Annotated in this window: 12 protein-coding genes and 2 pseudogenes; 6 read left to right on the top strand and 8 right to left on the bottom strand. The window is 70.2% G+C overall.

The genetic code is table 11. From position 1 onward, the window contains the following. Positions 1–7: 7 nt before the first annotated feature. On the bottom strand, positions 8–454 hold the full coding sequence (locus H4687_RS45030) for a DUF1772 domain-containing protein (protein ID WP_046916234.1): 447 nt from the start codon (positions 452–454) through the stop codon (positions 8–10). A gap of 88 nt (positions 455–542) precedes the next feature. Here H4687_RS45030 and H4687_RS45025 point away from each other — a divergent pair, with 88 nt between their 5' ends. Continuing rightward, positions 543–1,121: a TetR/AcrR family transcriptional regulator gene (locus tag H4687_RS45025; RefSeq protein WP_046916235.1), complete on the top strand. Its 579-nt coding sequence runs from the start codon at positions 543–545 to the stop codon at positions 1,119–1,121. A 434-nt stretch (positions 1,122–1,555) separates the two neighbouring features. After that, positions 1,556–2,746: an IS110 family RNA-guided transposase gene (locus H4687_RS45020; RefSeq protein ID WP_046916236.1), complete on the top strand. Its 1,191-nt coding sequence runs from the start codon at positions 1,556–1,558 to the stop codon at positions 2,744–2,746. A 1,178-nt stretch (positions 2,747–3,924) separates the two neighbouring features. Here H4687_RS45020 and H4687_RS45015 read toward each other — a convergent pair. The 4 genes from H4687_RS45015 to H4687_RS45000 all read right to left on the bottom strand — a co-directional run bounded on the left by H4687_RS45015 (position 3,925) and on the right by H4687_RS45000 (position 7,281). After that, positions 3,925–4,593 (bottom strand): NAD(P)-dependent oxidoreductase, encoded by a 669-nt coding sequence (locus H4687_RS45015; protein ID WP_046916238.1) that lies wholly within the window; start codon positions 4,591–4,593, stop codon positions 3,925–3,927. After that, positions 4,590–5,423 (bottom strand): NAD(P)H-binding protein, encoded by an 834-nt coding sequence (locus H4687_RS45010; RefSeq protein WP_046916239.1) that lies wholly within the window; start codon positions 5,421–5,423, stop codon positions 4,590–4,592. Before H4687_RS45010 ends, H4687_RS45015 begins: the two co-directional genes overlap by 4 nt. A gap of 139 nt (positions 5,424–5,562) precedes the next feature. After that, positions 5,563–6,759: an NAD(P)/FAD-dependent oxidoreductase gene (locus H4687_RS45005; RefSeq protein WP_046916240.1), complete on the bottom strand. Its 1,197-nt coding sequence runs from the start codon at positions 6,757–6,759 to the stop codon at positions 5,563–5,565. A 75-nt stretch (positions 6,760–6,834) separates the two neighbouring features. Beyond that, positions 6,835–7,281, bottom strand: coding sequence for a nuclear transport factor 2 family protein (locus tag H4687_RS45000; RefSeq protein WP_046916241.1), 447 nt, complete (start codon positions 7,279–7,281; stop codon positions 6,835–6,837). Between the two features lie 184 nt (positions 7,282–7,465). Between H4687_RS45000 and H4687_RS44995 the strand changes: the two genes are divergently transcribed. The 3 genes and pseudogenes from H4687_RS44995 (at position 7,466) to H4687_RS44985 (ending at position 10,287) form a co-directional block, all read left to right on the top strand. Further along, positions 7,466–8,374, top strand: a complete 909-nt coding sequence (locus tag H4687_RS44995) for a LysR family transcriptional regulator (RefSeq protein ID WP_046916242.1) — start codon at positions 7,466–7,468, stop codon at positions 8,372–8,374. A gap of 664 nt (positions 8,375–9,038) precedes the next feature. After that, a pseudogene (locus H4687_RS48660) lies at positions 9,039–9,578 on the top strand (FAD-binding protein); the annotation flags it as partial. 556 nt (positions 9,579–10,134) lie between these two features. After that, the gene (locus tag H4687_RS44985; RefSeq protein WP_159026177.1) at positions 10,135–10,287 is read left to right on the top strand and encodes a hypothetical protein; all 153 of its coding nucleotides are present in this window, start codon (positions 10,135–10,137) and stop codon (positions 10,285–10,287) included. A gap of 41 nt (positions 10,288–10,328) precedes the next feature. Here the strand turns inward: H4687_RS44985 and H4687_RS44980 are convergent, their stop codons facing one another. Next, positions 10,329–11,048: an IS6 family transposase gene (locus tag H4687_RS44980; protein WP_046916244.1), complete on the bottom strand. Its 720-nt coding sequence runs from the start codon at positions 11,046–11,048 to the stop codon at positions 10,329–10,331. Between the two features lie 154 nt (positions 11,049–11,202). Between H4687_RS44980 and H4687_RS44975 the strand changes: the two are divergent. Beyond that, positions 11,203–11,298, top strand: a pseudogene (locus tag H4687_RS44975) (hypothetical protein); the annotation flags it as partial. Between the two features lie 980 nt (positions 11,299–12,278). Here H4687_RS44975 and H4687_RS44970 read toward each other — a convergent pair. Continuing rightward, the gene (locus tag H4687_RS44970) at positions 12,279–13,754 is read right to left on the bottom strand and encodes a glycoside hydrolase family 32 protein (RefSeq protein WP_046916245.1); all 1,476 of its coding nucleotides are present in this window, start codon (positions 13,752–13,754) and stop codon (positions 12,279–12,281) included. Between the two features lie 65 nt (positions 13,755–13,819). Beyond that, positions 13,820–14,062, bottom strand: a complete 243-nt coding sequence (locus H4687_RS44965; RefSeq protein ID WP_046916246.1) for an ABC transporter permease family protein — start codon at positions 14,060–14,062, stop codon at positions 13,820–13,822. Positions 14,063–14,194 lie beyond the last annotated feature (132 nt).

The raw sequence follows: 14,194 nt of genomic DNA, 5'->3' as shown, positions 1-14,194 counted from the left end.
TGCGGGCTCAGGCGAGGGCGGCGACGAGCAGGGTGAAGGCGGCGATGATGACGGCGATGCGGACGTAGTGGAAGCGGAGCCAGCGGTTCATCTGCTCCTTCCAGTCCTCGGGCCGGTTCTCGGGGGTCCACGTCTTGTTCCGGTTGTTGATCGGGACGAGCAGCAGGAGCGACATGATCACGCTCAGGATCAGCAGCGCGGCGGCGATGACGACCAGACCGGCGCCGTGGTGAGGCCATTCGGCGATGGCCCAGAGCACGCTCAGGACGAGCGAACCGATGTACCAGAACGGCATCAGGGCACCGAGCATCCGGCCCCCGTGGGCGTGGCCGAGTTGGCCACTGTCCTCGGGGAGGGCGTTGAGGATCGGGTTCATGACGAAGGCGACGGAGAACTCCACCCCCACCATCAGGCCGACGACCACGGTGGTGAAGACCTCGAGTGCGTTGAGCATGACAACCTCCGGAATCTAGTGTTGCTAGATGGTGAGTCAACGCTAGTACTGTCGCCGCTCACTTGTCTAGCGATGCTAGAATCGAATCATGTCGGTACAGGAACGCAAGCAGCGCGAACGGGCGGGCCGCGAGCGCCTCATCGTGGCGACGGCCCGCGAACTCGCCGAGCAGCAGGGCTGGGACGCGGTCACCACCCGCCGGCTCGCCGAACGCATCGAGTACAGCCAGCCCGTCCTCTACAGCCACTTCCGCGGCAAGCGCGAGATCATCGGCGCCGTCGCCCTGGACGGCGCCACGGAGATGGCCGCGGCCGTGCGTGACGCGGCCTCCGCCGCGGACGGCCCGCGCGCCCGGGTCACCGCCCTCGCCCGCGCCTACCTCGACTTCGCCGAGCGCAACCCGGCGGTCTACGACGCCATGTTCCAGCTCGACGGCGGCCTGTTGTTCGCCGACGAGGACACCCCGGAGCCGCTGAAGGACGCCTTCGCCGCCCTGCTGGAGAGCCTTGGCGAGGTCGCCGGCGACGGCGTCCACCCGGGACTGTTCACCGAGGTGTTCTGGGCGGCTCTGCACGGGCTGGCCACCCTGACCCGGGCGGGACGGCTGCCGCACCAAGACGCCGAACGGAGAGTGGAACTGCTGGTGGACCGGCTCGCGGTGGTCTGACACACCGTCCCGGCGGGCACGCGGCCGGGGTCCTCGGGCCCGTTGCCTGCCTGCGGCAACGCTTCCGGTCACTCGCGCCCACACCGCTCAGCCGCAGATCGCCGGGCCCCGTACCCCGGTCGGGCACCCGCCCCGCACGCTGCGCTGCTCATCGATCACGACCCGGTACGCACCCTGGGACCGTGCAGCGCCTGAGACATCACGCCCTACCTTTCTTCTCGGGTCTGAGCCGGTCATTCGTAAGATCGGCGGACCCGGGGACCTGGGGTATGGCTGACATCGCGCTGTGCCACTTGGATGGTTTATGGAGCTTGGCCGCCCGGGGTCCTGCGACGACTCGACCGCCAATTGGGAACTGCGACTCGATCGCTTCGTAGGGCAACGCTGGCGAGGTCGTCTGCGGAAACTGTGTACGACGAGCTCACGGAGGATATGTGCCGGAGACCTGGGCCGGACTGGACATCGGCAAGACGCATCACCACTGCGTGGTGATCAACGCGGACGGCACCCGCTTGCTGTCCCGCCGGATCTCCAACGACGAGGCCGAGCTGCTGCAGCTCATCGGCGACGTCCTGGAGATATCCCGTGACGTACTGTGGGCCGTCGACCTTAACCACGGCGGTGCCGCACTGCTGATCGGTCTGCTGGTCAACCACGGTCAGCCCGTCGCCTACCTCACCGGTCTGGCCGTTCACCACGCCTCGGGCACCTACCGCGGCGAAGGCAAGACCGACGCCAAGGACGCCTTCGTGATCGCCGACCAGGCTCGCGTCCGCCGTGACCTCGGTCTGCTCCGGCCCGGCGATGAGATCGCCGTCGACCTGCGCACCCTCACCACCCGCCGCCTCGACATGGTCTTCGACCGCACCCGGCACATCAACCGGCTCCGCGCACAACTGGTCGAGATCTTCCCAGCGTTGGAGCGGGCTCTGGATCTGACGAACAAGGGTCCAATCACCCTGCTCACCGGTTACCAGACCCCTGCCGCCATCCGCCGCGCCGGCGCCAGACGGCTCGAAAACTGGCTGAAGAACCGCAAGGTCCACGGTGCCGCTGCTCTCGCGAAGACCGTGGTGGAGGCCGCCCAGGCCCAGTACACCGCGTTGCCCGGCGAGACGCTGGCCGCGGCGATGGTGCTCCGGCTGGCGAAGGGGGTGATGGCCCTCGACGAGGAGATCGCCGAACTCGATGCGCTGATCGAGGCCCGGTTTCGCGAACACCCGCACGCCGCGGTGATCCGCAGCCTGCCCGGGATGGGCCCCAGGCTCGGCGCCGAGTTCATCGCCGCGACCGGCGGCGAGATGGACGCCTTCGGCACCGCTGACCGGCTGGCCGGCTTCGCCGGCCTGGCCCCCAGACCCCGTGACTCCGGCCGCGTCAGCGGCAATCTGCACCGGCCTCGGCGCTACCACCGCGGGCTACTGCGAGCCATGTACCTGTCGGCCATGGTCAGCCTGAAGTGCTGCCCCGCGTCCAAGGCGTACTACGACCGCAAGCGCAACGAGGGCAAGAGTCACAAACAAGCCCTGCTGGCCCTCGCCCGCCGCCGCGTCAACGTCCTATGGGCGACGATCCGTGACGGAGAGTGCTACCAGCCTGCACAACCCGCTGCCGCGGCGGCTTGACAACAAGATTGGGAAGCTCCATGACCAGTTCCTCGTTGTCCCGCTTGAGCCGGGCGTTTCGCGCCGCAGCCGCTCCGGCTCGTCGCCCTACGCCGGCCGGCGCCGTCCCGGCGGGCCCGGCCGGCCGGGGTGGTCTCGTTGGTGCCCAGGTCCCTGGCGGCCCCGGCGACCGGCTTGCCGGTCGCGGTCCCGATCCGTACCGCCCCCTCACCGAACTCCGGATCGAAGTTCCGCCGCTCTCCGCCATGCCCGACTCCCCCTGCAGTCAAGGTCTTCACGCTACGAGGGAAGGGACACGAGACACCGCTCCACGTTGGTCGCGTCCCCACACGTGGGGGTCTCTCGTGCTGAGTCCTGCCACCACCCCGTGTGCATGGTCCCGTCCCCCAGTGCGGGGGTCTCTCGGCGCTCACTTCGTCATCGGTGTCGGTCCAGGCCTCCCGTACCCAGGCCTGGGGGTCTGTCCGTGCGGGTCAGCCGCCGGTACAAGCGGAAGCGGCCTCGTCCCGTCCCCACGCGTGGGGGTCTGTCCGCCGCCAAGCTGGAGGGGCACCTGACGGGCCGGCCATCCCCTTCCGACTGGAGCAGCGAGTGGGCGTGGAGAGCGGCCGTGTCGAACCCTTCTGGTGTGCGGCCGCAGCCCTCGGCGTGGGCGATCTGTCAGTGGTCCCGTGCGCTGGTCCGGTTGGAGGGTGAGGGCTGGGCGTTGCAGTGGGGGTGGTCGGAGTTGACGGGCAGGTTTGACGATGCGCGTGAGGCCGAGAGCGAAGACCTGGGGGGCGAGTGCGGCCACGGTCGACCATCGGGTGTTTGTTCGGTGGGTCTGGGAGACCGGTACCCCTGGCGATCAGTGCCGGCAGGAGTGTGACGAGGGCGAGTTGGTCGAGGGAGTCGAGTTCGGCCGGCCGGACCTGGGTGTGGACGGTGCTGTCGAAGCCGCGCAGCGAGAGTTCCGGGGCAAGGGCTGAGGTGAGGGATCCGGCGAACAGCCCCGCGTGTTCGGGGCTGACGAAACGGGGTGCGCTTCGTCATGATCACATTCTTTGTGAGGGGTGACCCGGGCGGCGAAGGGGCGGGCGCGACGGCCGGGGCGTCTTCCTGGTCTTGTTGGTTGCCGTCGCGGGTCGTCGCTCGCTCTCTCACCCGCGGCCCGGGTCGTGCGGGTGGCTGGTAGTTGGTCAGTTCGCGATTCCTATGACCTGCTCGATGGTGTCCGGCTGGTTCACCATGGCGAGCATGTGGTGGGCGACGTCGGCGCGTGGCACGGAGAATCCGCCCCGGATGTTGCGGTTCCACGCGGTCCGGTACGTGCCGGTCAGGGGCTTGTCGGTGAGCTTGGGCGGGCGTGAGACCGTCCATTGCAGTCCGCTGTCGCGCAGGGTCTGCTCGGTGACGGCGAGGTCGGCGTAGTGCCGGCCGAACATTGCCCGGGTCAACGGGACTCCCAGGTAGCGCATGAAGAAGCCGTCGCCGGGATCGTGCCTGGGTGGCGTCGGCCGGCCCGGCACCGGCACCGGCCCGACGGGTGCGGCGCTGACGATGATGATCCGCTGGACGTGCTCGGCATGCATCGCCGCGACGATCGCACGGGTGCCGAGCGAGGTGATGCCCGCGTCCGCGCGCGGGTTTCGCGGGCCGAGCGCGGACAGTACGGCGTCGGCGCCGCGTAACGCCGCGGCGAGCGTCCGCATGTCGGGCCGGGTCAGGTCGACGGCGACCGTCCGGACGCCGCCCGGCAGTTCACGTGGGCGGCGGGCCACGGCGGTGACGTCATGCCCGCCGGCTACCGCCTGCTCGACCAGGTGCCGTCCGATACCGCCGGTGGCGGCAACGATCGTGAGTTTCATCGGGGTCCTCCTGCGGTGAAGGCGGCACGGTGGTCTCGCGCCCAGGTGGCGTACGTGCGTGCCGGGCGGCCCAGCAGCAGCCGCACGGTGTCGGTGGTGGGCCCGGCTTCGCGGGCATAGTCGGCCAGCGAGCCGAGCAGCCGGTCGGGTACCTCCTCGGGCAGGCCGGCGGCGAGCATGCCGCGACGGATCTCGTCCGGTGCGGCCTCGTCGAAGGACAGTGTCCGCTCGAGCGCCGTGCCGAGCGCGGCGACCTTCTCCGGCTGGCTCAGCGGCTGCTCTCCGGTGAGCAGGTACGTCTGACCGCGGTGCTGCGGGTGGGTCAGGGCGAGGGCGGCCACCGCGGCGATGTCACGCTCGTCGACGGTCGAGGTCCTCGCGTGCGGGTATGCCCCCCGCACGGTCCCGGTCGCCTGGATCTGCCCGGCCCAGGCCAGGGTGTTGGCGGCGAAATCGGCGCAGCGCAGGATCGTCCAGTCCAGGCCGCTGCCCTTGGCGACGTCCTCGGCCGTGTGGAACTGCCGGCGGAAGCGTGCGTGCCCGGCCGGGTACTGCACGGTGACGGAGGACAGTACGACCACCCTTGCCGCGCCCGTCCCGCGGGCGCGGGCCAGCAGGTCGGCAGCGGTGGATCCGGTGGCGCGCGGGCTGAGCAGGATGGCTTCCACGCCGTCGATGGTGGGAACCTTCGCGGGGTGGAGGAGCTGTGTGCCCGCGGGGAATCCGGCGTGCGGGTCGCGGGTGACAGCGGCGACTTCCGCTCCGCCCTCGACCAGGAGGCGGACGGTTTCCCGGCCGACGACACCGGTGGCCCCGGTGATCAGGATCATGACTGAACCCCCAGTGGGTGTGTCGATAATCGATCTTGCGCAGTGAATGATCGCGGTTCGTGCCGCGGGAGGACGTCACGGGCGAGCCGTGCGCCGGGACCATCGGCATGCGGCCCCACGCCGGCTGCCGGTGCGTGGTTCAGGCGGACTGTCCGGCGCCGGCCGCCGTCTCGCGGCGCTGGGCCCGCAGCAGTCGGCGGCCCTGTGTGCTCTTGGCCCAGGTGTGTGAGCCGGGCCTGCGTGCCTCGTTCACCAGCTGCTTGATGGTGAGCCTGCACACGAGTTCCTTCCCCTTCGCGCCTGTTCGGCCGCCGACGTGGAGCCGCTTGGCGGTGTCGTCCTTGTGGGCGAACTGGAAGATGCCCGCGCGGCGCCCCAGGCTGATGCACTGGCCGGCGAACCCCAGGTCGATCGGTGCGGGCCTCTTGCTCGCGATGCGGCTGAGCACCGTGTCGGCGGCGTGTGCACCCAGCGGGCCGGCGGCCTGGCAGCTCATCCGGAACGGCATGTCCGACGGTGCCGCCGAGTCCCCGGCGGCGACGATCCGTTCGTCGTCGATGCTCGTCAGGGTCTCGTCGGTGAGCAGGCGGCCCAGGGTGTCGGTGCTGAGCCCGCTGCGGGCGGCCAGGTCCGGCACGCCGAACCCGGCGGTCCAGATGGTGACCTCGCTCGACAGCTCACGGCCGTCGCCGAGGCGCACAGTGTCGCCGGTCACCTCCGTGACCTTCGTGCCGGGGCCCTGCAGCACGCTCACACCGAGGCCGGCCAGCCGCTCGGCGGCCGAGCGGCGGCCGTTCGGGTGCAGGTAGGGCCCGAGCGGCCCGCCGCAGGCCAGGGTGACGGTGCGGCCCTTCTCCGCCAGTTCGGCGGCGGTCTCGATGCCGGTCGGACCGGCTCCGACCACCGTCACGGGGGCCGTGGCGGGAGCGGCGTCGAGGACCGTCCGCAGGCGCTGCGCCTCCTCGAGCGTGGCGATCGGATGGGCGAACTCGCCGGCTCCGGGCACGCCCGGGTCGGCGCTGCCGCTGCCCACCGCGTAGATCAGGTAGTCGTAGCCGACCGTGTCGCCGCCCGCCAGCTCCACCCGGCGCCCCGGCGCGTCGATCCGGGTCACGGTGTCGACCACCAGCCGGATGCGCTCGCCCAGGACCTTCCGGTAGTCGCTGACAGCCTTGTGCGTTCCGCCCGCCAGCTGGTGCAGCCGGATCCGCTCGACGAAGTCCGGGCGGCAGTTGATCAGCGTCACGGTCACGTCGTCGCGCTGCGTCAGCCGGTTGGCCGCCATGACCCCGGCGTAACCGCCGCCGATCACGACGACTTGGGTGTTCTCAGCCATGGTTTCTTTCCTCCGTTTTCAGGGATTGGCATGCACGATGTCGGCCTGGCGCGCCGTGGCGGCGGGCGGGACGGATCAGCCGAGGCGCTGCGGCGCCGAGCCGCGGAGCGGGGTGGGGTCGAGGTAGCGGACCTCGTAGATGCGTTCGCTGAACTTCCAGCCGTCGATGGTCCGCTCGTAACGGTCGTGGTACACGGCGTAGTTCAGGTGCGAGCTGCCGTCGCGCATCCGTCCGAACTCCTGGATGTGCGCCCGGCCGGCCGCGGTGTCGCCGTCCAGCCGGATGACGCCCGGGTGGGCGTTCTGCACGAAGAACTCCCAGAGCGACTGGCCCCACTCGATCCCCGCGCGGATCTCCTCGCGGCCGACGAACTGCTTGTGGATGTGCGGCCAGCGCATGGCGCCCTCGGGCGTGAACAGCGAGACGGCGCGGTCGAAGTCACGCATCATCACCGCGTCCGTGAGCTCGGCCCGCAGCGCCTCTATCTCGATGCGATCGGCGATGGCCCGCATGTCGCCCATCGGTTTCCCTCCCCGTCCATGTGTGCGTCAGGCGTGTGCCGCCTGTCCGGTGGTGATGGATCCAGCATCGGTGCGGGTGGGACAGCGGAACAATGTAAGGTTCCTTGAGCTATTCATAACGTGGCGGTTATGTATGGGTGGCAGTTATGTATGGGTGGGCGTTATGTATGGGTGGGGGTTGTGCATGGAGCTGCGTGACATCGAGATCTTCCTGACCCTGGCCGAGGAGCTGCACTTCGGCCGCACCGCGGAGCGGCTTCATGTCTCCCAGGCCCGCGTCAGTCAGGCCATCGCCAAGCAGGAACGGCGCCTCGGCGTCGTCCTGTTCGAGCGCACCAGCCGGCGCGTCGCCCTGACCCCGGTCGGCCGGCGTCTGCGCGAGGACCTCCAGCACGCAGTCGACCTTCTCCGGGAGGGGCTCGCCCGCGCCGAGGCGGCCGGCGCGGGGGCGACGGGGCAGACGCTGCGCCTGGGTGTGTTCGGCCATGCCGGCCACGAACTGCGCCCCCTCATCGAGGCCTTCCGCTCCCGCCACCCCGGCAGCGATGTCCAGTTCGGCGAGATCAACGGCAGCGACCCGTTCACCGCGCTGCGCACCGGAGAGCACGACGCGCACGTGCTGTGGCTCCCGGTGGCCGAACCGGACCTCACGGTCGGCCCGACCGTGCTGACCGGCGGCCGCGTGCTCGCCGTGGCGGCAGACCATCCGCTGGCCGAGCGCGGGACCGCGTCGCTGGAGGACCTCGGCGACAACCATGTCGTCGACTTCGGCCCCGACGCCCCCGAGTACTGGATCGCGGCCATGGTCCCCACACGTACGCCGCTCGGCCGCCGTATCCCGCGCGGGCCCGCCGCGCGGACTTTCCACGAGGTTCTCTCCCTGGTCGCCTCCGGACAGTGTGTCCACCCGCTGGGCGAGATCGCCGCCCGCTACAACCGTCCCCCCGGCATCGTCTTCCTCCCCGTTCGCGACGCCCCCACCATGCACTGGGCCCTCACGTGGCGATCCGCCGCCGACGGCCCCGCCCTCCGCGCACTGGCCCAGACCGCCGCCGACCTCGGTCCCCTCTCCATGGCGGACGACGGCAGCTGACCGGACAGCGCAAGCCCCGCCGGTTCGACCGCAGTCGCCGGCGCCGGGGCGGCCGGGGAGGGCCGACACCGCGAGGCCCTATCCGCGCGATGCGGAGGATCCGCTTCGCTGCGGCGCACATGCGCTTCCGGCCTGGTCGGCGCCCCGGGCCGCCCGGGCTCGGCCGCCCAGCCGTCCGTCCCTCTCCTGGGAGGGACGGGAGGTACACACTGCGAAGTCGCAGCGAGGCGGCGTACGTGTCGGCTGCGCACTGGGCCCGGCACCGTCGCACAGGCAGGGCACGCCGCCGGCTCCGCCGACACGCGGGCCCGCACGGACCGCCAACTCGCCGTCGGCCACTGCCTTTTCGGGCACAACACCTTCGGCCCGGTGCACAGGTCCTGGAGGAACACATCACCCACGGCCGCTCATGACCGCGGCTGTGGTGCCCCTGCGTGGCTCCGGCACGGAAAGGGTGAACCAGAACCGGGATTCAACCGCCGCCGGCGCCACCGGCCGCCCGGACGGCGCGGTCCCGAACGCGTGCGCGAAATCGTCAGAGCCCGTGCGCGATCGGCGGGGAGCCGTGGTGGGGCGGTTTCTAGCGTGGCGGTAGGTGCCTGTCGTGTCTGCGGAGCCGCCGTAGACCTCACCGCTTCATCCGCGAAGGAACCGGGGTGCGTCCATGACCGTTCGTTCCGTGACCGACCTTCAGCACGAGGTGTCCGCCGGTGCGGGCGTCGAGGCCGTGCTGGACAGGGCCGCACGAATCGTGGGCGCCGACCGGGTCACGCGTCCCCGGGGCGTCAGCGGCGCAGAACCGGACTCCGTGCTGGGGCCGAACGCCGGGCAGTACCGGGCGCGGGACGTCTGCGGTGTGGTGCGTCCGCGTACGGCCGAGGAGGTGCGGCGGGTCGTCGAACTGTTCGCGGACGGCGGGGCCCGCGCCCCTCTGCACGCCTTCAGCACCGGAGGCAACTGGGGACTGGGCTCGCGTGAGCCCGCCGGGGACGGTGCGGTCGTGCTCGACCTGTCCGGCCTCGACCGGATCCGCGACATCGACGTGGCCCGGGGCTGGGCCGTCGTGGAGCCCGGGGTGAGCCAGGCCCGGCTCGCCGAACTCCTGCACGGCACCGAACGCATGGTGAACGTGACCGCCTCCTCCGCGCACACCAGCATCGTCGGCAATGCCCTGGACCGTGGTGTGGGCCTGCGCCACCAGCGCACGGAGGATCTGACGGGCGTCGAGGCCGTCCTGCCCAGCGGTGAGCTGATCCGGGTCGGCTGGTGGCCCGAACCCGGCCGCGCGACCCCGGTCTACGCCCACGGCCTCGGCCCCTCGCTGGTGCAGCTGTTCGTCCAGTCCGGTCTCGGCGTGGTCACCGCGGCCACGGTGCGGCTGCTGCCGAGGCCCGAGGCACTGCGGGTGGTCCGGCTCAACTTCAGCCCCGACAAGGTGCGCTCCGCGACCGCCGAGGTGCGCCGCTGGGTGAGCCAGGGCCTGACCCGCGGCGTGGTGAAGATGTACAACGAGACCGCGGCCGGGGCCTACGCCGGCCCGGCCGGACAGTACCTGGTGCATGTGTGCGTCGACGGGACCCGAGAGGCGGTGGACGCGCTGACCCAGATCATCGTCACCGAGGCCGTCCGGTCCGCCCTGTTCAGCGAGGTGTCGGACACCGACGCCACCGACCCGGCCGCCGCGGGCCATGACGGCGCCGTACGGGTGGAGCGGGCCTACGCCGGTGACCCCGACCCGACGGACGCTGGGAGAGCGGCGCATGAGCCTGATGGACCTGCTGGACTCCGCCTGCACAGCGCAGGAGGCCCCTGTCACCGCGGAGGACGTCCTGGCCCGGGCAAGGGCCCTCGCGCCCAGGCTGCGGGAGCGCTCCGAGGAGCGCTGTCACGTTGTTGGGTGGGTAGAGGTCTGATGGTGTGTCGCGGCGTGGTGGAGCCCGGTTTCGGGCTGTGCTCAGGCCGTGGCGGCGAGGTCGGCGACTCCGGTGATCTGGTCCCAGATGGCGAAGCGGACGGTCATCCCGGCTCGGTAGCCGGGAGCGGTCATCAGATGGCGGCGGGGCCGGAAGCGGGGCGAGATACCGCTGAACGCGGACAGGAACCGCTGGGCCCCGCCCACGGAGCGGAAGCCTTTCATCGCCCGTTCACGCTGCCTGGTGGGCTGGTGGCTGCTCTCCGCCCGGTTGTTCAGGCCCTTGTGCGAGCGATGTTCCACCGAGGGCATGACCTCGCGGTGGGCGGCGCCGTAGGAGCGGAGCTTGTCGGTGACGACCACCCGCGGCACCATGCGCGTCTTCTTCATCAGCCTGCGGAGGAAGCGCCTGGCCGCGGCCTTGTCCCGGCGCTTCTGCACCAGGATGTCGAGGACGTTGCCGTTCTGGTCGACGGCCCGCCACAGGTACTTCTGCTCGCCGTTGATCTTGATGAAGACCTCGTCCAGGTGCCACTTGGCACCGGGCCGGGGCTGCCGGCGGCGCAGCGCGCTGGCGTAGGCCTGCCCGAACTTGGCGCACCAATGGCGCACCGTCTCGCAGGAGAGGACGATCCCGCGCTCGAGCATCAACTCCTCGACCTCGCGGAACGACAGCAGGAAGCGGAAGTACAGCCACACACAGGGGGAGATGACCTCGACCGGGTACCGATGCCCCTTGTACGACAGCGACACGGCCCCCACGGACAGCCCCCTCCAGCACGATCAACCAGAAGATCATCCCACCGGCCAGCCAACGTGACAGTGCCCCCTGACCGCCTACGTCGGCCACTTCGTCATACAGGGCTGGCTGCCCTGGTTCGGCGCGACCTACGACGAGGAGTCCTGGGTGACGCTGATCATGTTCGCCGCGATCTGGTCCCGCTTCTTCCGCCGCGGACCCATGGAGTATCTGCTCAACACCGCCACCAAGCCGGCAAAGCACATCCGATGAGGCCAGGCCGGGATGACTCGACGTCCACGTCCCACGCTGGCATGGACCGCGCACGGATCCAGCAAGCGGCTCAGTCCTTACAGGCTTCCACCCGTAAGCCTGGCTCGTCACGCGTAGGTGCGGGGCGAGTCGACGGCGAAGGCGACGCCTCAGTGCCGGGTCTGGGCACCGAGCCGTCACCTTGAGCGCAACGCCGCCGAGCGCGCCGCCGGCGTCATCTCGTACAGAGCGGTGCTGGCGTCAAGCCCGCCCGGGAGGGCGCTGCGCCCCCGATCTGACCGTCAGGCGGCGTCGACGGGATACCGAAGCAGCCACTTCCGATTCCCCGCGACCTGCCAGCGTCCCGAATTCAGCGTCCAGCCGCTCGCATAGGCACCTACGGCAGCTTGCCCAGACCGTTGCATGACACGTCCGTGCAGGTCAGGGCTGTTCTGACCAACGCTGACCGCAACGGCGTTGAACGCGCGAGCAGCGAATTCATTCCGTCCGGGGCAAAGTTGACGCCCCGACACCCAAGAAGAACGTTTTCACAGGTCAGAAGCCTGTACAGGTGGGGCGGGTGGGACTCGAGAACCTACGGCCGACGGATTATGAGTCCTTTGAGGATCTTGGCGGCCCTTGCCGATCAACGCTCATCCATGACGTTTTCGCAGGTCAGATGAAGTTGTCCATGCGGATGTGGCTCAGCCCTTGTCAGTCTGTTCCTGTCCTTGCGGCCTCAACTCGGCCTCAATGAGGCCACAGGGGAACGGACCGAAGCCGCGCGGGAGCATCTCGCCAGCTCGGAAAACGGGTCTCGAACCTGAGCGCAGCGGATTCCGTTTCCAGCGCAGAGGCTCCGCCCCGATAGTCGGGGCGGAGCCTCTTTGGCGGTCAGGTCCCTGTGTACTCGCCACGTCCCTCATGGCGGCAGGTCGATGACACCGGACGGCCGCACGTCAGAGGTGCGCAGTCCATCAGCGACTTCTGGCGTCGCACCGTCACTGGGCCGTCATGTTGTCCTGTCCCTGCGCCGCCAGGAGCGGTTCCTGATGGATTCCGCCGGGATCCAGGGCCCATGCCTCGACGGTAAAGCAACCGGCGCCGGGGCCTGTGCTGTGGGCCTGGAGCCGCCATGGTCCGTCGCCGACCGGATAGAACCTGAGGGTGAGGACCTGCCCGGTGGCGAGGTAGATCTCGGCGATCGAACGGTCCACGACGATACGGAGTTCGACAGGTGTGCCGGGCACCTTCGCAGCAGGGCAGGGGAGGCTGTACACGCCTGCCCATGCCCGTACGTCCAGTGATGCGTGGCCGCGGTCGACGGTGAGCCGGCCGGCGGCGGGGTCGAGGCTGATGTCGAGGTACTCGGTGCCGTCCCCGGAGGTGACCAGACGAAGGCCGGTCGTGCCGGTGGGGTCGGGGGTCAGGGTGGTGGTGAGGTCGAAGGTGTGGCTGACCTGCCCCAGTTCGACCGGCTCGGGCTCGGCGATGCATCCGGTGCGGTGCAGGAGGCGTTCGCCGCGCAGGGCGAGCAGTTCGCGGGCGGGGTGCTGGCCGACCGTGCCGTCGTCGGCCAGGGTGAGCTCGCGCGGGAGGGTGAGGGTGCCTGCCCAGCCGGCTTCGTGCGCCCAGGAGTCGTCGCGGGCCTCCCAGGACCAGCCCCACAACAGCCACCGGCCTTCTTCAGGGGCCTTGAGCAGGGCGGGGGCGTAGAAGTCCGGGCCGTGATCCAGTCGTACCGGGGGTGCGGTCGACCTGAAGCGGCCTTCTTCCTCACGGCCGGTGTGGACCGTCACATGGCTTGGGCCGTCGTCCGGGGTCCAGTCGCTGACGACAAGGACGCCACGGTCACCGAAGGTCGCGTACTGAGGGCACTCCCATCCGACCGGATCGTCCGTGGCGGCAAGGCTGCCGGCGTGGAAGGGACCGCGATGGACCCAGTTCTCCAGGTCGTCGGACTCGTAGAGCAGTGCCGCTCCGCGGCCGTCGGCGAGGGCCGAGCCGACCAGCATCCGCCAGCGGCCGTCCTGCTGCCAGACGTAGGGATCCCGGTACATGGTGGTGTCGGCGGGCGGCTGCGGGATGAGTAGCTCCGGCCGCTTGGTCCAGGCGAGTCCGCCGTCGTACGACTCGGCGGTGGTGACCGGCTGCCACCAGCGGCCGGTGCGGTTGGCGGAGTAGAAGGCCAGCAGTCGGCCGTCGACGGAGATCGCGTTGCCGGAGAAGCAGCCGTCGGCGTCGTCGCCGCCGGGGGTGGGGGCGAGGGCGACCGGGAGCTGTTCCCAGGTGATCAGGTCGGGGCTGCGGAAGTGGCCCCAGTGCACGTTGGCGTGGAGCAGGCCGTACGGGTTGTACTGGAAGAACACGTGGTAGTGGCCGTCGTGGAAGACCATGCCGTTGGGATCGTTGATCCAGTTGCGGGGCGGGCGCAGGTGTACGGCCGGCAGGTGGGGGTCGGCGGGCGGCGTGGGCACACGGAGCCTTTCGAAGGGTGCGCGAAGCGCGCACTGGTGCAGAAAAAGGGGAAGGACAGGTGGGGTCAGCCCTTGACGCCGCTGGAGGCGATGCTGCCGACGAAGGACCGCTGGAAGGCCACGAACAGCGCGAGCACCGGCACGGTGATCATCGACGAGTAGGCCATGATCTCGCCCCAGGAGGGGTTGGTCTGGACGAAGTAGTCGATGCCGACCATGACCGGCCGCAGGTCCTCGCTCTGGGCGACCATCAGCGGCCAGAAGAAGTTGACGCCTTTGACCTTGGCGTTGACGAGCAGGGCGAGCACCAGCGCCAGACCGCCCTGCAGCGGGACGACGACGGTGGAAGCGGCCTTCGATGGCGCGACGGCCGCCGGCCGACACCAGGCCGTCGATCTCTATGGCCTGGCGCACGATGGCCTGCGCCGACAACAGCGCGT

This window comes from Streptomyces stelliscabiei, from assembly GCF_014873495.1.
GTDB lineage: Bacteria > Actinomycetota > Actinomycetes > Streptomycetales > Streptomycetaceae > Streptomyces > Streptomyces bottropensis.
Note: the sequence above shows the minus strand (reverse complement) of the source record. Positions and strands in the feature narration are given on the sequence as shown.